19 protein-coding genes are annotated in these 18,849 nt (G+C 68.4%); 12 read left to right on the top strand and 7 right to left on the bottom strand.

Annotation, left to right across the window (positions count from 1 at the left end):
- Position 1: 1 nt before the first annotated feature.
- The 6 genes from ACWF9G_RS06555 to ACWF9G_RS06530 are packed head-to-tail and all read left to right on the top strand — an operon-like array spanning position 2 to position 5,797.
- Positions 2 to 244 carry a HypC/HybG/HupF family hydrogenase formation chaperone gene (locus ACWF9G_RS06555; protein WP_355272704.1) on the top strand — a complete coding sequence of 81 codons (243 nt, stop codon included), beginning with the start codon at positions 2 to 4 and terminating at the stop codon, positions 242 to 244.
- Positions 241 to 2,508 (top strand): carbamoyltransferase HypF, encoded by a 2,268-nt coding sequence (gene hypF / locus ACWF9G_RS06550; RefSeq protein ID WP_452514133.1) that lies wholly within the window; start codon positions 241 to 243, stop codon positions 2,506 to 2,508. Before ACWF9G_RS06555 ends, hypF begins: the two co-directional genes overlap by 4 nt.
- 17 nt (positions 2,509 to 2,525) lie before the next feature.
- Positions 2,526 to 2,870, top strand: coding sequence for a HypC/HybG/HupF family hydrogenase formation chaperone (locus ACWF9G_RS06545; protein ID WP_063002942.1), 345 nt, complete (start codon positions 2,526 to 2,528; stop codon positions 2,868 to 2,870).
- Positions 2,867 to 3,979, top strand: a complete 1,113-nt coding sequence (gene hypD, locus ACWF9G_RS06540; protein ID WP_379303040.1) for a hydrogenase formation protein HypD — start codon at positions 2,867 to 2,869, stop codon at positions 3,977 to 3,979. The genes ACWF9G_RS06545 and hypD overlap by 4 nt, the downstream gene beginning before the upstream one ends.
- Positions 3,972 to 5,045, top strand: coding sequence for a hydrogenase expression/formation protein HypE (hypE, locus tag ACWF9G_RS06535; RefSeq protein ID WP_452514131.1), 1,074 nt, complete (start codon positions 3,972 to 3,974; stop codon positions 5,043 to 5,045). Before hypD ends, hypE begins: the two co-directional genes overlap by 8 nt.
- A gap of 29 nt (positions 5,046 to 5,074) precedes the next feature.
- On the top strand, positions 5,075 to 5,797 hold the full coding sequence (locus ACWF9G_RS06530; RefSeq protein ID WP_452514129.1) for a DUF6390 family protein: 723 nt from the start codon (positions 5,075 to 5,077) through the stop codon (positions 5,795 to 5,797).
- A 14-nt stretch (positions 5,798 to 5,811) separates the two neighbouring features.
- Here ACWF9G_RS06530 and ACWF9G_RS06525 read toward each other — a convergent pair whose 3' ends face one another.
- Complete coding sequence (locus tag ACWF9G_RS06525) at positions 5,812 to 6,258, bottom strand: NUDIX hydrolase (protein ID WP_379303034.1); 447 nt, start codon at positions 6,256 to 6,258, stop codon at positions 5,812 to 5,814.
- Between the two features lie 300 nt (positions 6,259 to 6,558).
- Positions 6,559 to 7,083 (bottom strand): OmpA family protein, encoded by a 525-nt coding sequence (locus tag ACWF9G_RS06520; RefSeq protein WP_379303032.1) that lies wholly within the window; start codon positions 7,081 to 7,083, stop codon positions 6,559 to 6,561.
- A gap of 356 nt (positions 7,084 to 7,439) precedes the next feature.
- Here ACWF9G_RS06520 and ACWF9G_RS06515 point away from each other — a divergent pair, with 356 nt between their 5' ends.
- Positions 7,440 to 8,894: an amidase gene (locus ACWF9G_RS06515; RefSeq protein ID WP_452514126.1), complete on the top strand. Its 1,455-nt coding sequence runs from the start codon at positions 7,440 to 7,442 to the stop codon at positions 8,892 to 8,894.
- A 144-nt stretch (positions 8,895 to 9,038) separates the two neighbouring features.
- Positions 9,039 to 10,007 (top strand): hypothetical protein, encoded by a 969-nt coding sequence (locus ACWF9G_RS06510; protein ID WP_452514125.1) that lies wholly within the window; start codon positions 9,039 to 9,041, stop codon positions 10,005 to 10,007.
- 75 nt (positions 10,008 to 10,082) lie between these two features.
- On the opposite strand, the gene ACWF9G_RS06505 is transcribed toward ACWF9G_RS06510, so the two are convergent.
- Entirely contained in the window at positions 10,083 to 10,775 is a 693-nt protein-coding gene (locus tag ACWF9G_RS06505; RefSeq protein ID WP_452514123.1) for an SDR family NAD(P)-dependent oxidoreductase, read from the bottom strand.
- Positions 10,776 to 10,914: 139 nt separating this feature from the next.
- Between ACWF9G_RS06505 and ACWF9G_RS06500 the strand changes: the two genes are divergently transcribed.
- Entirely contained in the window at positions 10,915 to 11,775 is an 861-nt protein-coding gene (locus ACWF9G_RS06500) for a helix-turn-helix domain-containing protein (protein ID WP_452514121.1), read from the top strand.
- Positions 11,776 to 11,950: 175 nt separating this feature from the next.
- On the opposite strand, the gene ACWF9G_RS06495 is transcribed toward ACWF9G_RS06500, so the two are convergent.
- Positions 11,951 to 12,409 carry a MarR family winged helix-turn-helix transcriptional regulator gene (locus ACWF9G_RS06495; protein ID WP_379303022.1) on the bottom strand — a complete coding sequence of 153 codons (459 nt, stop codon included), beginning with the start codon at positions 12,407 to 12,409 and terminating at the stop codon, positions 11,951 to 11,953.
- 63 nt (positions 12,410 to 12,472) lie between these two features.
- On the opposite strand from ACWF9G_RS06495, the gene ACWF9G_RS06490 reads away from it, so the two are divergent.
- Entirely contained in the window at positions 12,473 to 12,841 is a 369-nt protein-coding gene (locus ACWF9G_RS06490) for a VOC family protein (RefSeq protein WP_452514119.1), read from the top strand.
- Between the two features lie 38 nt (positions 12,842 to 12,879).
- Here ACWF9G_RS06490 and ACWF9G_RS06485 read toward each other — a convergent pair whose 3' ends face one another.
- The 3 genes from ACWF9G_RS06485 to ACWF9G_RS06475 all read right to left on the bottom strand — a co-directional run bounded on the left by ACWF9G_RS06485 (position 12,880) and on the right by ACWF9G_RS06475 (position 15,543).
- Positions 12,880 to 13,317, bottom strand: coding sequence for a VOC family protein (locus ACWF9G_RS06485; RefSeq protein ID WP_452514118.1), 438 nt, complete (start codon positions 13,315 to 13,317; stop codon positions 12,880 to 12,882).
- 84 nt (positions 13,318 to 13,401) lie between these two features.
- A complete protein-coding gene (locus tag ACWF9G_RS06480) occupies positions 13,402 to 14,754 on the bottom strand; it encodes a flavin monoamine oxidase family protein (protein ID WP_452514117.1) in 1,353 nt (450 codons plus the stop codon).
- Positions 14,755 to 14,916: 162 nt separating this feature from the next.
- Positions 14,917 to 15,543 (bottom strand): TetR/AcrR family transcriptional regulator, encoded by a 627-nt coding sequence (locus tag ACWF9G_RS06475; protein WP_379303015.1) that lies wholly within the window; start codon positions 15,541 to 15,543, stop codon positions 14,917 to 14,919.
- Positions 15,544 to 15,655: 112 nt separating this feature from the next.
- On the opposite strand from ACWF9G_RS06475, the gene ACWF9G_RS06470 reads away from it, so the two are divergent.
- Both ACWF9G_RS06470 and ACWF9G_RS06465 read left to right on the top strand, forming a co-directional pair.
- The gene (locus tag ACWF9G_RS06470) at positions 15,656 to 17,011 is read left to right on the top strand and encodes a flavin monoamine oxidase family protein (protein WP_452514114.1); all 1,356 of its coding nucleotides are present in this window, start codon (positions 15,656 to 15,658) and stop codon (positions 17,009 to 17,011) included.
- A 12-nt stretch (positions 17,012 to 17,023) separates the two neighbouring features.
- Positions 17,024 to 18,727, top strand: a complete 1,704-nt coding sequence (locus ACWF9G_RS06465) for an aldehyde dehydrogenase family protein (RefSeq protein WP_452514112.1) — start codon at positions 17,024 to 17,026, stop codon at positions 18,725 to 18,727.
- Positions 18,728 to 18,849: the final 122 nt, after the last annotated feature.

Below are 18,849 nucleotides of genomic sequence, written 5' to 3'. Positions count from 1 at the left end.
CATGTGCCTCGGCATTCCCGGACAGGTCGTGGAGATCCTCGACGGCTACCACGGGCAGCTCGCCCTGGTCACGGTCTCCGGCGAGGACCGCAAGGTGAACATCGGCCTGCTGGACGAGGATCCGGTGCACCCCGGCGACTGGGTGATCATCCACATGGGTCTGGCGGTCGAGAAGACCGACGAGGCCGGTGCCGCCACCGCCCTGGCCGGGTTGAACCTGCTCGGACGAGGCGAACAGCCATGACCGCCGACCGTCGACGCCGTCGCCTCGTGGTCCGCGGGGTGGTGCAGGGCGTCGGCTTCCGCCCCTTCGTCTACACCACCGCCGCCGAACTGTCCCTGTCCGGGTCGGTGGCCAACGACAGCTCCGGAGTGATCATCGAGATCGAAGGCACCCGAGCCGATCTGGACGAGTTCGCGCGACGACTGCGCGAGCACCCACCACCCCTGGCCGTCGTCGAATCGGTCGACCAGCGCACCATTGCGCTCCTCGGCGGCACCGGATTCCGCATCGCCGACACCACCCGCGACGGCGGCGGCCGGACTCTGGCTTCACCCGACGTCGCGATCTGCGCCGACTGCGCCGCCGAACTCACCGATCCCACCGATCGCCGCTACCGCCACCCCTTCATCAACTGCACCAACTGCGGTCCCCGGTTCACCATCATCGCCGAACTGCCCTACGACCGGCCCAGCACGTCGATGGCCGACTTCCCGATGTGCCGGCGCTGCGCCGTCGAGTACGCCGACCCGGCCGACCGACGCTTCCACGCCCAGCCCATCGCCTGCCCCGACTGCGGCCCCCGCCTGACCTACACCGGGCCGGGTGACCCGGTGGAGTCGGCACGAAACCTCTTACGCGAGGGCGGAATTCTCGCCGTGAAGGGCATCGGCGGCTACCACCTCGCCTGCGACGCCACCAACGAGGACGCCGTGGCCACCCTGCGCCGCCGGAAGCGGCGCGGCGACAAACCGTTCGCCGTCATGGTCGCCGACCTGGCCGGCGCGCGCGCGATCGCCGAGGTCGACGACAGCGCCGCCGCCTTGCTCGGCGGCCCTCAACGGCCGATCGTCCTGCTGCCTCGTGGCGCCGACCCGCTTGCTCCCTCGATCGCGCCACGCAACCCCGACCTCGGTGTGCTGCTCGCCTACACGCCACTGCACCTGCTGCTGTTCGGGCTCCCCGGCGACCCGCCCGGCCCGCGAGTACTGGTGATGACTTCGGGCAATCTCGGCGGCGAACCGATCTGCTTCGACGACGCCGATGCCCGCACCCGTCTCGCCGAACTCGCCGACGGCTGGCTCTCCCACGACCGCCGCATCCTCACCCCGTGCGACGACTCGGTGGTGCGTGTCGTCGACGGCATCGAGCTGCCCCTGCGCCGCTCGCGCGGCTACGCGCCACTCCCGCTGACCCTGCCCGTCCCGGTACCGCCGACGCTTGCTGTCGGCGCGGACCTGAAGAACACCTGCGCGGTCGGCGACGGCCGCTACGCGTGGCTCAGCCAGCACATCGGCGACATGGACGACCTGGCCACTCTGCGCGCCTTCGGCTTCGCCGCCGAGCACCTCGCGGAACTGACCGGGGTCCAACCCACCCAGCTCGTCGCCGACGCGCACCCGCGCTACCGATCCACCACCTGGGCGCGCACCCACGCCGAAGGCCGTCCGGTACACACCGTCCAGCATCACCACGCGCACATCGCCGCGGTCATGGGCGAACACGGACTCGGCGCCTCGGACACGGTCACCGGGATCGCGTTCGACGGCACCGGATTCGGACCCGACGGCGCCATCTGGGGCGGTGAGGTCCTGGCCGCCGGCTACAAGGGCTACCGGCGGCTCGCGCACCTGAAATACGTGCCGCTGGCGGGCGGGGACGTCAGCGTGCACCGGCCCTACCGGATGGCGCTGGCGCATCTGTGGTCCGCGGGACTGGACTGGTCGGACACGATCGCCTCGGTCGCCGCCTGCCCCGCCGACGAACGCGCGGTGCTGGCACACCAATTCGGTTCCGGCTTCGGATGTACCCCGACCTCGAGCATGGGACGGCTCTTCGACGCCGTGTCCTCGCTGGCCGGAATCCGCCACACCGTCGACTACGAGGCCCAGGCCGCGATCGAACTGGAGGCCGTCGCGCGGGCGGCCGACCCCGGCTCCCGCGCCTACCGGTTCGGCCTCGACCATGCCGCCGACCCGGCCGTGATCGACCCGGCCCCGGTTGTGGCCGCCGTGGTCACCGACGCCGCCCAGGGTGTCCCGGCCGCCGTGATCGCCGCTCGCTTCCATTACGCGGTGGCCGCGCTTGTCCTCGACCTCGCCCTGGATTTCGCATCGCCCCCGACGACCGTCGCGCTCTCGGGTGGGGTGTTCCAGAACGCGCTGCTGCTCTCGGCAGCACGCACTGTGTTGCGCGACAACGGGTTCCCTGTCATCACCCATCGCCGACTGCCGCCCAACGACGGTGGTCTCGCGTTCGGGCAACTACTCGCCGCCGGTGCGGGTTGAGCGAAAGGAGAGCAGCGATGTGCCTGGCAGTTCCGGGAAAGGTGCTCAGCCTGCACGAACGCGACGGCACCATGATGTCGGTCGTCGACTTCGGCGGCGTGCACAAAGACGTGTGCCTGGAATACATTCCGGACGCGGCGATCGGCGACTACGTGGTGGTCCACGTCGGCTTCGCCATTCAGCGCCTCGACGAGGAATCGGCGTTGCGCACACTGGCCGAATTCGAGCACCTCGGTGTGCTCAACGAGGAGTTCGGCGACGGGTTCGCCCTCGCCGCCAAACAATCCGGGCTCCCCGATCCCACGGCAGAACCGGCAGCGACCGACTCCGGCGCCGGCGACGACACGGAGGTGACGTCATGAAGTATCTCGACGAATTCAGCAACCCCGACCTGGCGAAGAACTTGCTCGACCAGATCCGCGCGGCCACCTCCCAGCGGTGGGCCATCATGGAAGTCTGTGGCGGACAGACCCATTCGATCATCCGCCACGGCATCGACCAGCTGCTGCCGAACGAGATCGAGATGATCCACGGCCCCGGCTGCCCTGTGTGCGTCACCCCGCTCGAGGTGATCGACAAGGCGCTCGAGATCGCCGCGCAGCCCGGGGTGATCTTCTGTTCCTTCGGCGACATGCTCCGGGTCCCTGGCAGCGAACGCGATCTGTTCCGGGTCAAGAGCGAAGGCGGTGACGTGCGGGTGGTGTATTCGCCCCTGGACGCGCTGACCATCGCCCGGCAGAACCCCGACCGGCAGGTGGTGTTCTTCGGTATCGGCTTCGAGACCACCGCACCGGCCAACGCGATGACCGTCTATCAGGCCAAACGGCTGGGCATCGAGAACTTCTCGCTGCTTGTCTCCCACGTGCTCGTCCCACCCGCCATCGCCGCGATCATGGAGTCGCCGAGCTGCCGGGTCCAGGGCTTCCTGGCCGCCGGGCACGTCTGCAGCGTGATGGGCACCGAGGAGTATCCGCCGCTGGCCGACAAGTACGGGGTACCGATGGTGGTCACCGGCTTCGAGCCCCTCGACATCCTGGAAGGTATCCGGCGCACCGTGACCCAGCTCGAGAACGGCAGGCACGAACTCGAGAACGCTTATCCCCGCGCGGTCCGCGCCGAAGGCAACCCGGCCGCGAAGACGATGCTCACCGACGTCTTCGAGGTCACCGACCGCGCCTGGCGCGGGATCGGTGTGATCCCGAACAGCGGCTGGCGTCTCTCGGAACGCTACCTCGCCTACGACGCCGAGCACCGGTTCGCGGTCACCGACCTGCACACCGCGGAGTCCTCGATCTGCCGCTCCGGCGAGGTGCTGCAGGGGCTGATCAAGCCGCACGAATGCGCCGCCTTCGGCAAGCAATGCACACCGCGAAACCCGTTGGGAGCCACCATGGTCTCCTCCGAAGGCGCCTGCGCGGCCTACTACCTGTACCGGCGCCTCGACCTGCCCGCGGAGGTGGCTCATGCGTGAGGACAACGCGGCGGTCAGGCTCGACATGGACAGCTGGGTGTGCCCCATGCCGCTGCGCGACTCACCGACCATCGTGATGGGTCACGGTGGCGGGGGAGCGATGTCGGGTGAGCTGATCGAGCACCTGTTCCTGCCCGCGTTCGGCTCCGCTGCCGAGGCGGGCATGGGTGATTCGGCGGTGCTCACCCTCGGCGGGGCGCGGTTGGCGTTCTCGACCGACTCCTTCGTCGTGAAACCCCTGGCGTTCCCCGGCGGGTCGATCGGGGACCTGGCCGTCAACGGCACCGTCAACGACCTGGCCATGGCGGGCGCGCGGCCGATGGTGCTGTCCACGGCGTTCATCCTCGAAGAAGGCACCGCGCTCGCCGAGATCGCCCGGGTCGCCGAGGCCGTCGGCACCGCCGCCCTCGCGGCGGGCGTCAAGCTGGTCACCGGCGACACCAAGGTGGTCGACTCCGGCCACGGCGACGGCATCTTCATCAACACCGCGGGCATCGGCATCGTCGACGACGGCATCGACATCCGCCCGCAGCGGGCCCGTCCCGGCGACGTCGTGCTCGTCAGCGGTGACATCGGGGTGCACGGCGTCGCGGTGATGAGCTGCCGTGAGGGCCTCGAATTCGGCACCACCGTCTGCAGCGACACCGCGCCGCTCAACGGACTGGTCGCCGCGATGCTGGCCACCGGCGCCGACGTGCACGTGCTGCGCGACCCGACGCGCGGCGGGGTCGCGGCGACACTCAACGAGATCGCGGGTGTCGCGAAAATCGGTGTGGCACTGGATGAACGGAAACTGCCCGTCCCCGACGCGGTCCGTGATGCGTGCGGCCTGCTCGGCCTCGATCCGATGTATGTCGCCAACGAGGGCAAGCTGATCGCCTTCATCGCCCCCGAGGACGCCGACCGAGTGCTCGAGGCCATGCGGGCGCACCCGCTGGGCGCCCGCGCCGAAGCCATCGGTGTCTGCGTCGAGGACCATCCGGGCATGGTGGTCGCCCGCACCGCCCTCGGCGGCACCCGGGTGGTGGATCTGCCCGCCGGAGAACAACTGCCACGGATCTGCTGACAGGAGGCGCGATCATCGACGGGACCGACATGTTCGCCCGCTACGCCTACGCGCCCAACCGGCTCGGCTACTGCGGTCCCTCCGACGCGCGGGCGCTACACAACGGCTCCGCCGAAGAAATCCGCGCCCTGGCCCGGCAGTTCTCCGGAGCCTGGCCCTACCTGCGGGCAATGGCGACACTGACCGGCATCACCGATCCGCTCGACCGCCGCCTCGTCGAGTCCTATTGGCTCGGTGGCGGGATCGGCGCCGACCTCGACGCCGACGCGTTCACCGCCGAACTGCTCGCGATCATCGCGCCGATGGCCGGGCACTACTGGTCCTACCTGAACGCCGACCTCGCCGGGGAAGCCGCCGCCAACCACGGATTCCACGTTTTCGGCGTGTATCCCTGGACCCGGCTGCTCGGCCGCGGCGCCGACGAGCACCCGATCCGCATCCTGGACAGCTGCCGCATCACCTGGGGCACCGTGATGGCCCGCGAAGACGGCGCCGCTGCTGTCCGCTGTCAGCGGCTGATCCTGGACGGTCCGCGGCTGCGGTTGTCCGCTCCAGCGCTCCAGCGCGCCGAGGTCGACGACCAGCACCTCGCTACCGAAGTGGCTGTCGGTGACCAGGTCGCCGTGCATTGGGGGCGGGTGTGTGGCCGCCTCGATTCCGCTCAGACGCGGGCGCTGGCCGCCAGTACCGCACGACAACTGCGGGTGACCAATCGCCGGTTGACCGACACCGTCCGAACCGCTCGACCGTAGTCCGATCCGGGATGTCAGGGGTGGACGAGAGTGCGGTAGGTATCGAGAATGCGGCGGATGGAGGACGTCACCGGCAGTTCACCGTCGAGCGGCGCCCAGACATACCGCGCGTGGACCGTGAGGCGGATCGGATCGGTCGCCGCGACATCCACCGCGAAATGCAGGCGGCGAACCGGGCGCGCGTCGGGGGACAGGTAGTCGAAATCCCCGACGTGGTGCCGAATCCCGGTGACAACCAGGCCCGTTTCCTCGTACACGCCCCGGACGACCGCGACGGAGAGGGACTCCCGCGGCAGCACAGTGGTGCCGGGAAGCTTCAGAGTGGCCTTGATCGGGCCGGTATCGTGGCGCGCGAGTAGCAGCACCTGTCCACCGCGATCGATGATCGCACCGACCCGTGGTGCGGTACCGTCGATCTCGGCTCGACGCGACAGTTCCTCGAACTCCAACTCGGATACCACTAGGACTCACCGGCTTTCGACTCCGACACCGATCACCACCGCCGCCGGGTTCGACGACCGTGTCGGTGATTACCGTACGTCTCCGGCACTACGGGCGTAGGCGAATCAGAACGCAAGATTGCGAAGCCGTGACCGAGCCCACGCACCCGGATCCGCCGGAATGAGATCCTGCCGATCGGCGCCGATGGTGGAACCGGCGTCAGGCTACCGGTGCGGGGCGTCCCTGCGCCGGATCCTTGCTGCGGGAGTCGGGCTTGGCGTGCGATCCGGGTTGGCGCCGGCCGTTGGTGACGTCCTGTTCTATCCGTCGACGACCGTGATCTTGGCCTGATCGGGATCGATCTGCGTGTCTGAGGGATTCGCATCGGACTTCACCGTGATGCGCGACTTGTCGATGCCGTCGGCTTCGAGCTCGGCCGCGATGTTGTCACCGCGGGCCTCGGCCAGAGATTTGGCGGTGGCGGCGTTCGAATCCTTGGCGTAGGTCGTGATCTCTATCTTGGTGTCGTTTCCCTGCAAGGCGGCCGCAACCGCGGTGAGGGTGACGGTGTCGATCGTGCCGAGGTCGGAACTGCCCGGGTCGAAGGAGATGGGGGCGGCAACCAAGATCTTGTTGATCGCATCCTGAACCGATTGCTGCACGTTTTCGCGCACGGAACTCACCGCCGCGGAGGCCGTTGCGACGATGCTGCTCTGCAGGGTGTCGACCTGGGCGGTCGGAGTGGTCGTCGGCGTGGATGTGGTGTCGTCGGAGTTACACGCCGCGGTCATCAGCACAACCGCCGCGATCGACGCTATCCCATAGACACTGCTCGCGAGTTTCACTGGAATCTCCTGGTCTGTGAATGTCGGACAGCGGGTCGTGCTCACTTCGATCTCATCTCGTCGAGATCGTCGTCGCCATTGCGCCCGCTGCGTCGATCGACAGCACCGGGCCCAGAACTGGAGTTGATCCCATAGGCGAATCGTGCACCGCCTCCAGTCCGCGCGCCTCACCCGAATCGGGTGAATCCAGAGGGTCGGCGTTTCGGTCGCTTGTCGGTCCTTCCGCGGTATCACTCGACGGGTAGCACCGCGACAGTCCCGGCCTATACCCAGACCGGGGAGGTGGCCCGTTCGACTTTCCCGTTGTGCGGAGCGGCGTTTTATGTCCTCTGCGGCAGGCCAATAGCGTCGGATTCATGGAGTGGAATTTTCTATCGGCCGAAGAGCTTTCAGCTGCCCTGCGTGCCGGTGAGGTGACCTCAATGGAACTCACCGACGAGGCGATCGCCCGCATCGAGCGGGACGACAAGGTGATCAACGCGATCTGTGTGCCGGACTTCGACCGTGCGCGGGCAGCCGCACATCGTGCCGACCAGGCGCGCGCCCGCGGCGAGGACCGGCCGCTGCTCGGCATTCCGGTGACGGTCAAGGAGTCCTACAACATCGCCGGGCTACCCACGACCTGGGGCATGCCACCGCAGCGGAACTACGTACCGGCCGAGGACGCGGTACGGGTATCGCGGCTGAAGGCCGCCGGCGCGGTGGTGCTCGGCAAGACCAATGTGCCGTTGGGGCTGCAGGATATCCAGAGCTTCAACGAGATCTACGGCACCACCAACAACCCGTGGGATCACGATCGCACGCCGGGCGGATCCTCCGGCGGATCCGCGGCGGCCCTGGCGTGCGGATTCGGCGCGCTGTCCCTCGGCTCCGACCTCGCCGGATCGCTGCGCACCCCCGCGCACTTCTGCGGCATCTACGCACACAAGCCGACACTCGGGCTGGCGGCGACTCGCGGTATGGTCGCGCCGCCTGCACCGGCACTGCCGACCGACCTCGACCTCGCCGTCGTCGGTCCGATGGCGCGCACCGCGCGCGACCTCACCCTCCTGCTCGACGTCATGGCCGGACCGGACCCGCTGACGCACGGCATGGCATACGACATGACGCTGCCGCCTGCGCGCCACGAGCGGCTCGCCGGCTTCCGGGTCCTGGTCCTCGACGAGCATCCGCTCATCCCCACCGGGTCCGCTGTGCGGACGGGAGTGAACCGGGTGGCCGACGCGCTCGTCGACGGGGGCGCCCGCGTCGAACGGCACAGTCCGCTGCTGCCCGATCTGGCCGAAGCCGCGACGCTCTACACGCGGTTGCTGTTCTCGAGCACCGTTGCACGTTTTCCCGTCGAAGCCTACGAGCAGCTGCAGACCGGTGCCGCCGCACTGAACGCAGACGACCAGAGTCTCGACGCCGCGCGGCTGCGCGGCATGGTGATCAGCCACCGCGACTGGATCGAGGCGAATACCCGTCGCGAGCTCCACCGCCACGGCTGGCGTCAGCTCTTCGCCGAGGTCGATGCCGTCGTGTGTCCGATCACGCCGACTCCCGCGTTCCCCCACGACCACAACCCCGACCTGCTGGAACGCCGGATCGACATCGACGGCGTCACGTACCCGTACTTCGATCAGCTCGTCTGGGCCGGTCTGGCGACCATGCCCGGCCTGCCCGCCACCGCCATCCCCGCCGGCCGGTCTCCCGAAGGCCTGCCGGTGGGAGTGCAGCTCATCGGACCGATGCTCGAGGACCGCACCGTACTGCGGCTGGCCGAACTACTCGAGCAGAAGATCGGCGGCTTCCAGCCGGTCTTTCCGTAGATTGCACCGCCCGACCTGGGGAAGGTCAACCACAGGGTGTGCCCGGTTGTCAGTGGTCCGATTCGGGAGCGCGGCGCCGGGTATGCGCGAGGTGGTGTCGCCGTGCTCGGGTGGCATCGCTGACAGCCGTAGGAGGAGGTCGAATTGGATATCGAACGAGGCAATACCAAACATGGACCCGCCCACGACGAGGAGCTGGCCGACGAGCTGGACCGGGCCCTCAGGGGCGCGGGCGGTGGCGAGGCCTGGCGGGAGCCGGAGCCGCTTTCCGACGACGACGCCGAGATCGACGTCCGATCCGACTACGGCAAACGCGCGTTCCCCGACCCCGCTGCCTCGCAGTCTCGTCCGGGCGCGCCGGCGATGGGCGACGGCGATGATCGCAGGGCAGCACCGCTGATCGATATACGCAGGCTTACCGACCTGCCGAACGCCGTCGTCTCCGCGGCCTTTCAGACCGCGGCGCGCGTGCGCCACGCGCGGGTGTTTCATCCACGGGGAATCCGCCTCGCCGGGCGGTTCCGGCCCGCGCAGAAGTACGAGCCGTGGTTCGGTGCGGGTGATCGGGCGGTTATCGCGCGACTGTCGAAGGCACTGGGTAGTCCGGTCGGGGTGCCCGATGTCCTCGGGTTGGCCTTTCGGGTGCTCGACCGCGACGATCACCCGTGGGACTTCGCTTTGGCGACCACCGGTCGCGGCACCCTCGGCCGATTCGTCTTCACCCCTGCACTCGGCTGGTCCACCGCCTGTTTCGGCTCGCTGCTGCCGTACCGGTTCGCCGACGCGTCACCGGCGTGGCTGTTCGCCGAGCCGCTCGACGCCGAGGCGCTGCCGAACACGGCGTCCTTGCAAGCCGTCGGTGACTACCTCGACGATCGGGTGATTCGCTACACCCTGACCGCTGACGGGCTCGGCAGTCCGGCCGAGATCATCGGTGAGCTGGACCTGCGGCGAGCCGCACCGGGTGAGCACCGCACCGATTTCTTCGATCCGGTCCTCAACCATCCCGCCGGGGTGGCGCTGGTCCCGAACGTGGTCAACCGGATCCGCGAGAGCGCCTACACCGGAAGTCGGCGCGGTCGGGATGACGAGGGGTCGCAGCCGCCTGCCTGAGCGGAACGTGGCGTAGGCGACGATGCGGCCGCGGAACCACACGCCGGAATCCCCTGGACATCGGATGGGCGACGCCTACCAGCGAAGTTCGCCGGCCTCGTCCTGGAGTGTCCCGGTGGGTCCGTCCGCGCCGATCGTCGCCAGCCGCACAACGGTTCTGGCGCTTTCCTCGACAGGTCGCCCACCTCCCATGCCCAGGGCCGCCGTCATGTCGGTGTCGGTGAAGCCGGGCTCCAACGCATTGAACTTGATGCCCGGCTCGGCCTTGGCGTACTGCACCATGAGCATGGTCGCGGCTGACTTGGACGCCGCGTAGAGCGTCGCAGGCAGCCCGAACTCCGGCCTGTCGGGATTGTTCACCGCCCAGAACGATCCGGCGCTGCTGGAGATCGTGAGGACGACAGGATGCTGCGATGCGCGGAGCAGCGGGAGTGCCGCCTCCGTGACCCGGACGACGCCGACAGCGTTGGTGTCGAACACACGCAGAGCCGTTGGGCCGTCGACGATCCCGCCGCCGGAGATACCCGCATTGTGAATCAGCACGTCCAGACGACCCTCGACCGAGTCGATGGTCGCCAACGCCGCGGTCACCGACGCGTCGTCGGTCACGTCGAGCTGTACGAACCGCGCACCCAACTCGGCCGCGGCTTTCTCGCCGCGCTCGACGTCGCGGGCCCCGATGTAGACGGTGTGACCGAGGTGAATCAGTTGTCTGGCGGTCTCGTAGCCGATGCCCTTGTTGGCTCCGGTGATCAGCGTGACGGTCATAGTGCTTCCCTTCCGATATCCGTTGCCCGGGTGGGCATCAAGGACGCTATGTGCGACCGCTCCCGCCAGGCAGCGCCCCTTCGGTCCCAGGGTGTGACAGGGCCCCTTTGTGCCGGCGCTCGAGCTCTACGCTGGTGGCATGACGAACCGGCCGAACACCTTGGGCGAGTACCTCCGTGCACGCCGCGGACTCGTGACGCCGCAGCAGGCCGGCATTCCCGAACTCGGTGTGCGGCGGGTGCCTGGCCTGCGACGGGAAGAGGTCGCCATGCTGGCCGGCATCAGCGCCGACTACTACCTACGTCTCGAGCGTGGCCGCGACCGCAACCCGTCGACACAGGTTCTCGAGTCGATCGCGCGAGTGCTGCATCTCGACGACGACCACATCGCGTACCTCATGACGCTGGTGGCCGACAAGCCCCGCCAGAGCCGACGACGTCCGCGCAAGGAGACCATGCCGCCCGGCATGGTGCAGCTCCTGGCATCCCTGGCGCAGCCTGCCTACATCGAGGGGCGCTACTTCGACATCCTGGCCTCCAACTCGTTGGCTGCAGCGCTCTCGCCCCGCTTCACCGTCGGCGGCAATCAGCTCAGGGACATGTTCCTCGACCCAGCCGAGCAGGCCCTGTACCCCGACTGGAAGAACGCCACGCAGTGCCTCATCGCCAACCTGCGCCAGTCCGTAGGCACCGACATCGACGACCCGCGCTTCATCGAGCTCGCCGGCGAGCTCTCACTCGCGAGCCCTCGGTTCCGCGAGCTGTGGGCCCGGCACGATGTGAAGGGACAGTATGGATCGCCCATGCGATTCGACCACCCTCAGGTCGGTGAGATGACGCTCAACCGGGAGAGGCTCAGCATCGGTGAGGCCGACGACCTCAAACTCGTCGTTTTCCACCCCGACCCCGGCACCGTGCATGCCGACAAGCTTGCCCTGCTGGCGTCCGCGGCCCTGCCCGCATCGACCACCGTCCACCACCGCGAACGATCAGGCACGTGACACTGCCCTGTCGCCGGCGCGAGCTCGGCCGGCTGTCCTGCCCGGCCCAGCTCCATGGATCCTGATCCAGACGACCGGTGTTGCCGCGATTGTCGTGGCGGTGCTGTTGGTGGCCTGCTCGCGATGTGAGAAACCCCTGTGACTTGCTGTCCCCGGTAGTGCGCCGGCGAACGAACTATGTACCGTCGTTGCCTTCGCGCAGGGAATGGATCATGCTCCGCAGGCTCCGGAACGCGTCCGACTGCTCGGTCTCGGTCATGCCCGCCAGCATTCTGACCTCGACGGATCGGACCGCTGCGCTCGCCTTCTCGAGGCTGCGTCGGCCACGAGGGGTGAGCCGCGTGGGAAGTGCCTTCCCGACGGGTGCCTCCGCGGGTCTGCTCACGTAGCCGTCTCTTTCCAGGGCCTGGAGCAGCACGTTCATCGTCTGCCTGGTCACGAACGCGCCCCGTGCGAGCTCGGAGTTCGACAAGCCCGGTCGTTGAGCCAGCAGCTCGAGGCAGGAGTAGTGCGTCACGCTCATCCCGAGCGGTCGCAGCACCTCCTCCATCGCGGCGCGCAGGGCGCTCGACGCCTCTTTCAGCAGGTAGCCCAGTGACGTCTCCAGGTCGACGCCGATACCGTCTTGACTCATGTCAGCATTCTGACATAGATTGAAGCATGTCAGAAACCTGACACGAAGAGGAGGAGCATCATCATGCCCGCCACCGGCCCCGACTTCCTCTCGCTCCAAGCGCGCGACCTCGACGCTTCGCAGGCGTTCTACGAGCGGTACCTCGGCCTCGTCCGCTCGCAGACCGGACCTCCGCACGCCGTCGTCTTCGAGACGAAGCCGATCGCGTTCGCGCTCCGCGACATCGTTGCAGGCACCGATCTCGCATCCGCTGCTCAGCCAGGCATCGGTGCCGCGATCTGGCTGCACGCCACAGACGTCCAGGCCATTCACGATGCTCTGGTCGCCGACGGTCACACCATCGTCTCCGCGCCGATCGACGGCCCCTTCGGCCGGACATTCACCTTCGCCGACCCCGACGGCTACCGGATCACTCTCCACGACCGCGCCTGACCGGCGCAGCGCCAGGTTCGACCCGGCGGGACCACTGCTTATCCGAGTTCTTCGGCGAGCCCGATGAGCAGGCCTTCGGGGCCGCGGATGTAGCAGAGCCGATAGGCGTCCTCGTACTGAACCACTTCGCTGCTGACGAGCTGCGCGCCGTGCTTGCCGAGGCGAGCTAGCGTCTCGTCGATGTCGTCCACGGTGAACATGACGCGGAGGTAGCCCAGCGTGTTCACCGGAGCGTTCCGGGGACCGGCGAGCACCTCCGGGGCGAGGAAGCGCGAGAGCTCGAGCCGGTTGTGGCCGTCCGGTGTGCGCATCATGGCGATCTCGACGCGCTGGTCGCCGAGCCCGGTCACCCGTCCGGCCCATTCGCCGTCCACCATGGCTCGACCCTCGAGTTCGAGGCCGAGTTCACCGAAGAACTCGATCGCAGCCGTGAGGTCTTCGACGACGATGCCGACGTTGTTCATCCTGACTGGCATGGGGTCATTCTAGAGGCGCTGCTGCCTCGGCGAGGACGGCGAAACGCCGGACGCGTGCGGTGGCAGCCCGGTCCTGATTCGCGATCAATCAGCCGGCGAATCCGGCAGGGCGGCAGCGACTTCGGTGGCGGCGCGCTCGCCGGACTCGATGGCGCCCTCGATGTATCCGGCGTGCTCGCGGGCGGTTTCGGTGCCTGCCCAGTGGAGGTGGCCCAGCGGTGTCGTGTCGGCAGGCAGGTGGCCGTCGTCGGTGCCGATGATCGGCAGGGCCGTGTAGCCGCCGCCGACGTGCTGGTCACGGTGCCATGACTTCTCGTGCCAGCCGCGCGGCTCGAGGACTCGCGGGCCGAGGTGGGCGGCGAGTGGGCCGAGGATCGCCGCGCGGCGGGCGTCGTTGTCGAGCCCGTCGAGGGCGCGGGCTTCGGGACCCGCGACGAGGATGCACAGGTGGCCGGGACCGCCGGGCGGTGAGGTATCGAAGCTCGCCAGGCCCGGCTCGGTGAGCGCCAGCAATTCGGCGTGGCCGCGATCGCGCCAGAACGGCCGATCGTAGACCGCGATCGCCTTGTACACCGAACCCATATAGGTGTTGTCCTGCAGCCGGATTCGCGCAGCGGGCAGTGCGGGGTGGTGCTCGATGCGCGCGGCCATCGGGGGCGGGACGGTCACGATCACCTTCGCGGCGCGGTAGCTTCCGGTGGCCGAATGGATCGTGACGCCGTCGTCGTCGCGGTGGATCGCGGTGACCGCGCTGTCGAAGATCACCCGGTCGCCGAGGTCGGCGGCGAGTCGTTCGGCCAGCGTCCCGGCTCCGTCGGCGACCAGGCTCTCCTGTGCGCCGCCCGCGGTGGACAGCATGGTCCGGAATCCGCCTTGGAAGCGGATCATGTCGAGAAAGGCGTGCACCGAGTACCGGTCGAGGTCGGCGGTGGTGGACACCGAGGTGATGACCTCCAGCAGCCGCCGTGCCCGCCGGTTCGGTACATGTCCCAGCCATGACCGCAGGCTCTTCGTCCGCCATGCGCGCGGTGCGCCGACCCGCGCGGCGATCTCCCACACCAGCAGGACCGCGTACGTGGCCACCGCGTCCACGCCCGAGTTCGAGACGACCGTGTCGCCGTCGACGACCGTGGCCCGGTCGGGTGTCCGCATCGCGAAGACCGTTGTGCCGAGTTCGGCGGCCAGCGCCTCGAAGCGGTGGTGCCCGTGGCCGATCCATTGGCCGCCGAGGTCGACCCGTGAACCGAGCACGGTGGTTTCGGCCAGCATCCGCCCGCCCGGCCGTGCGGCGGACTCGAGCACGAGGACGTCGATGCCCCTGCGGTGCAACGCGCGGGCCGCGATCAGTCCGGCCATGCCCGCGCCGACAACGACGACAGTCGCTGTGCGCGGTAGACCCCCGCCGTCGGGCAGGCCGGGAGATGTCTGCTGGGCCATCGTCTCACTCCAGATGTGCGTCAGGGCCGACCGCGCAGCACCCGCTCCGATGCGAGAGTGCGGAAATAAGTCGGACACCCGTACGAATCACGATAGAACGAAGGTGACGTGCGACGCAATGGGTGACAACCCCGAGGTCATGGCGTGGTGCGCCGAGCGGGCTCAACGCCTGGTCGTGCTCCGGGCGACCGGCTGCGGATCGGCGAACAGCATCAGCATGTCGAGGGCTTGGTTCAGGTCGCGCCGTGCGCGGTCGGCGTCGGGCTTGGACACGTACTGCAGGATCAGTCCATCGATCTGGGCCAGCGCCAGCCTGCCGAGCGTGTCGAAGCCGACCGCGCAGCGCTCACCCGCGGCCTGGGCCGCCTGTTCGCAGAACTCGGTGACAACCGAGCTGTAGCGCTCGTACTGCAGCTGGGCCAGGCTGCCGCCGGGCTCGGTGCGCAGCGAGTACGTCATGAGCTCGTACTGCATGATCTGCAAGCCGATCCGGTCGGCGACCAAGAGCTCCCAGAAGCTGGTGACGCCGTGGCGCAGCGCGTGTTCGACGCCTTTGTCGAGCTCGAGCTGGGCCCGTAGCGCCCCGGAGATGTCGCCGATGACGGTGGTGATGACCGCCTGGAGCAGTTTGTCCTTGGTGGGGAATACGTAGTGCAGCGTGCCGAGCGGGACGCCCGCCTCGGCCGCGACCGCGCGCAGCGTGGTGGCGGGTACCCCGATCGCGCTGAGCACGGTGACAGCCGCCGTGACGATCTGCTCCTCGCGCTCGGACGCTTTGACGTAAACCACGGGTTCTCCTCGCTCCACGGCGGACGAATATCGCCCCAACTCTTGCACACGCCATCCGGGTGACCTACATTACAGTCGGACAACCGACCGAGATTTGACGAAGGAACCGGCGATGACCGATATCGATGTTGTGGTGGTAGGTGCCGGTCTCGCCGGCCTGACCGCGGCCAGGGAGCTCACTGCGGCAGGCCGCACGGTGCGGGTGCTCGAGGCGCGAAACCGGGTGGCCGGGCGTAACGCAGGCGGCACCCTGTCGAACGGGGTTCCGGTCGAGATGGGCGGACAGTGGATCGGCCGGACCCAGACCGAGGTCCTGAAACTGGTCGCCGAACTCGGCCTCGAGACCTTCCCGACCTACGACGAGGGGGAGTCGGTGACCCGCTACCAGGGCACTGTCACCCGCTCCGGCGACGAAACCTTCGGCCTCTCCGACGCGGCCGCCGTGGAGGTGGGCCGCCTGCAGGCCGAACTCGAGGCGATCGCCGCCACCGTCTCGCTGTCCTCGCCCTGGACCGCGCCGGACGCGGCCGAGCTGGATCGCCGAACCCTCGACGAGTGGTTGCGCGCGAACACCGACAACGAGGAGGTACTGGCGTTCTGGGCCGCGGTCGTGCCCGCGCTGTTCTCCGCCGAGTCCGCGGAGATGTCGTTGCTGCACTTCCTGTTCTACCTCAAGTCCGGGGGCATGCTCGATGTCCTCGTCGGCGTCACCGGCGGTGCGCAGGAGTTGCGGGTCGTCGGCGGCACGCACCAGATCTCCGAACGGCTCGCCTCGGCGCTCGGTGACGAGGTCGTCCTGCTCGACGCCCCGGTGTCGGCCATCGCCCACGACGAGAACGGTGTGCGGGTCACCTATTCCGGTGGGACGATCGCCGCCGGGCATGTCATCGTGGCGATTCCGCCGACCCTGGCCGGCCGCCTGCGCTACCAGCCCGCCCTGCCCGCCACACGCGACGGTCTCACCCAGCAGATCCCGATGGGGTCGGTCATCAAGGTCCAGATCGCCTACCCGACGCCGTTCTGGCGCGACGCAGGCCTGAACGGATTCGCCTTCGACCTCGACGGCGCCATCAGCGTCACCGTCGACAACTCCCCGCCGGACGGGTCGTGCGGGGTGATCGTCGCGTTCTTCGAGGGCGCGCACGCGCGCACGGCGGCGAGCTGGAGCATCGGCGAACGACGTGCCGCCGCGGTGGCCACCCTGACCGAGCTGTTCGGTCCCCGAGCCGCCGATCCGATCGACTACGTCGAATTGAACTGGATGGAAGAGGAATACACCCGCGGTTGTTACGGCGGCCGGTTGGGCGCCGGGGTGTGGACGCAGTACGGAGCGGCGCTGTCGGCGCCGATCGGGCGGATCCACTGGGCGGGCGCGGAGACGGCCGAGGTGTGGAACGGCTACATGGACGGCGCGGTCCGGTCCGGTCACCGCGCGGCGGCCGAAGTCCTCGCCCGTATCGATTCCTGACGGAGGCTCATCATGACGACATCAACCGAACGTATCGCTGTCCCGCCGCTGGACTCCGCTGTCGTGCGACTGCAGCACGGTGAGCAGACCTGGGCGGCACTGTCCCTGCGGGACCGCCTCGATCTGCTGACCGCGCTGTCGGAGGCCACGCGCGCCCACGCGCAGGAGTGGGTCGACGTCGCCTGCCGTATCAAGAAACTTCCGGCGGATTCACCGCTGGTCGGGGAGGAATGGATCAGTGGGCCGTACGCGATGCTCAGCAGCATCGGCGCGCTGTCGGCGTCGCTGACCGCGATTCTCGAGGGCCGAAGTCCCCTCGACGGCTTCGGTCAGTCCCGCGCGCCCGGCGACCGTGTCGCGGTTCGGGTGCTGCCGCACAACATCTTCGATCGACTGCTGCTCAACGGGTTCTCCGCCGAGGTGTGGACCATGCCCGGTGTGTCACCGGTCGAACTGCGCGACACCGCGGGCCTGGCCCAGCGCAGGCCCGCCGACACCGACGGTGTCGGTGTCGTTCTGGGGGCGGGCAACATTTTCTCGATCGCGCCGCTGGACACGCTCTACGAACTGTTCGCGCACAACCGGGTCGTGCTGCTCAAGCTCAACCCGATCACCGATCCGCTGTTGCCGGTGTTCGAGAAGGTCTTCGCTCGTTTCATCGAACTCGGACTCGTCGAGATCGTGACCGGCGGTGTGGATGTCGGGCACGCCGCGGTGACCCATCCAGGGATCGGGCACATCCATATCACCGGCAGTGTGAAGTCCCATGATGCCATCGTGTTCGGTTCCGGTGTGGATGGTCTGGCCCGCAGGCATCGCGGAGAAGTGTTGCTGGACAAGCCGATCACCAGCGAACTCGGTGGGGTGTCGCCGACGATCGTGGTGCCGGGGAAGTGGTCGGCGCGTGATCTCGACTATCAGGCCGAGCACATCGTCACCCAGAAGCTGCACAACAACGGCTACAACTGCGTCGCCTCCCAGGTGCTGGTGCTCAGCAGCGACTGGGCGCAGAAGGACGCGTTCCTGGCCGCACTGCGGACGGCATTCGCGAAAGCACCCGACCGCGCGCCCTACTATCCCGGGAGCGATGATCGCTGCGCGAAGGCGGTGACCGATCATCCCGGCGCCGAACGCATCGCCGACCGGGTTCTCCTGGACGGCCTCGTCGCCGACGACATCGCCTTCGACGAGGAGTATTTCGGCCCGGTTCTCGCTGTCACCTATCAGCCGGGGGAGGGCCGCGAATTCCTCGATAACGCAGTCGAATTCGCCAACCGGCGATTGTCGGGCACCCTCGGCGCGAATATCGTCATCCATCCCCGCACCGAGCGTGGGCTCGGCACCGGATTCACCGACGCGATCGCCGCACTGCGCTACGGCACCATCGCGATCAACGCCTGGACCGGTGTCGGCTATCTCACCGCCCGCGCGACCTGGGGTGCCTTCCCCGGCCACACGATCGACGACGCACAGAGCGGAATCGGGGTCGTGCACAACGGTGTCCTGCTCGACCACACCGAACGAACCGTGGTCCACGGCCCGTTCCGTCCGTTCCCGCGCTCGGTGTTGTGCGGCGAGTTCACGATGTCCCCGCGTCCGCCGTGGTTCGTCACCAACCGGACCGCCGCGACCACCGGCCGCAGGCTCGCCGCGTTCGCGGGCGCCCCTGGTTGGCGGAAGCTGCCGGGTATCTTCCTGTCGGCTCTGCGCGGATAACGGCGCGCCCGGTGCGTTCTTCGTACCGATTGCCAGCTAACTCCCAGCTGAGACCGAGCCGGCCCGGAGGAACCGGCACAACGATGGGCGGAGTCGAAAGTTGAACATCCGACGAGCAACAC

It is taken from the genome of Nocardia sp. NPDC055029, assembly GCF_053608525.1.
This window is presented reverse-complemented; position numbering and strand designations above follow the sequence as displayed.

Excerpts from the sequence above, each read along its gene's own strand:
- ACWF9G_RS06555 (WP_355272704.1), top strand. The coding sequence starts at position 2 with ATGTGCCTCGGCATTCCCGGACAGGTCGTGGAGATCCTCGACGGCTAC.
- hypF (WP_452514133.1), top strand. The coding sequence starts at position 241 with ATGACCGCCGACCGTCGACGCCGTCGCCTCGTGGTCCGCGGGGTGGTG.
- ACWF9G_RS06545 (WP_063002942.1), top strand. The coding sequence starts at position 2,526 with ATGTGCCTGGCAGTTCCGGGAAAGGTGCTCAGCCTGCACGAACGCGAC.
- hypD (WP_379303040.1), top strand. The coding sequence starts at position 2,867 with ATGAAGTATCTCGACGAATTCAGCAACCCCGACCTGGCGAAGAACTTG.
- hypE (WP_452514131.1), top strand. The coding sequence starts at position 3,972 with ATGCGTGAGGACAACGCGGCGGTCAGGCTCGACATGGACAGCTGGGTG.
- ACWF9G_RS06530 (WP_452514129.1), top strand. The coding sequence starts at position 5,075 with ATGTTCGCCCGCTACGCCTACGCGCCCAACCGGCTCGGCTACTGCGGT.
- ACWF9G_RS06515 (WP_452514126.1), top strand. The coding sequence starts at position 7,440 with ATGGAGTGGAATTTTCTATCGGCCGAAGAGCTTTCAGCTGCCCTGCGT.
- ACWF9G_RS06505 (WP_452514123.1), bottom strand. The coding sequence starts at position 10,775 with ATGACCGTCACGCTGATCACCGGAGCCAACAAGGGCATCGGCTACGAG.
- ACWF9G_RS06500 (WP_452514121.1), top strand. The coding sequence starts at position 10,915 with ATGACGAACCGGCCGAACACCTTGGGCGAGTACCTCCGTGCACGCCGC.
- ACWF9G_RS06495 (WP_379303022.1), bottom strand. The coding sequence starts at position 12,409 with ATGAGTCAAGACGGTATCGGCGTCGACCTGGAGACGTCACTGGGCTAC.
- ACWF9G_RS06490 (WP_452514119.1), top strand. The coding sequence starts at position 12,473 with ATGCCCGCCACCGGCCCCGACTTCCTCTCGCTCCAAGCGCGCGACCTC.
- ACWF9G_RS06485 (WP_452514118.1), bottom strand. The coding sequence starts at position 13,317 with ATGCCAGTCAGGATGAACAACGTCGGCATCGTCGTCGAAGACCTCACG.
- ACWF9G_RS06480 (WP_452514117.1), bottom strand. The coding sequence starts at position 14,754 with ATGGCCCAGCAGACATCTCCCGGCCTGCCCGACGGCGGGGGTCTACCG.
- ACWF9G_RS06470 (WP_452514114.1), top strand. The coding sequence starts at position 15,656 with ATGACCGATATCGATGTTGTGGTGGTAGGTGCCGGTCTCGCCGGCCTG.
- ACWF9G_RS06465 (WP_452514112.1), top strand. The coding sequence starts at position 17,024 with ATGACGACATCAACCGAACGTATCGCTGTCCCGCCGCTGGACTCCGCT.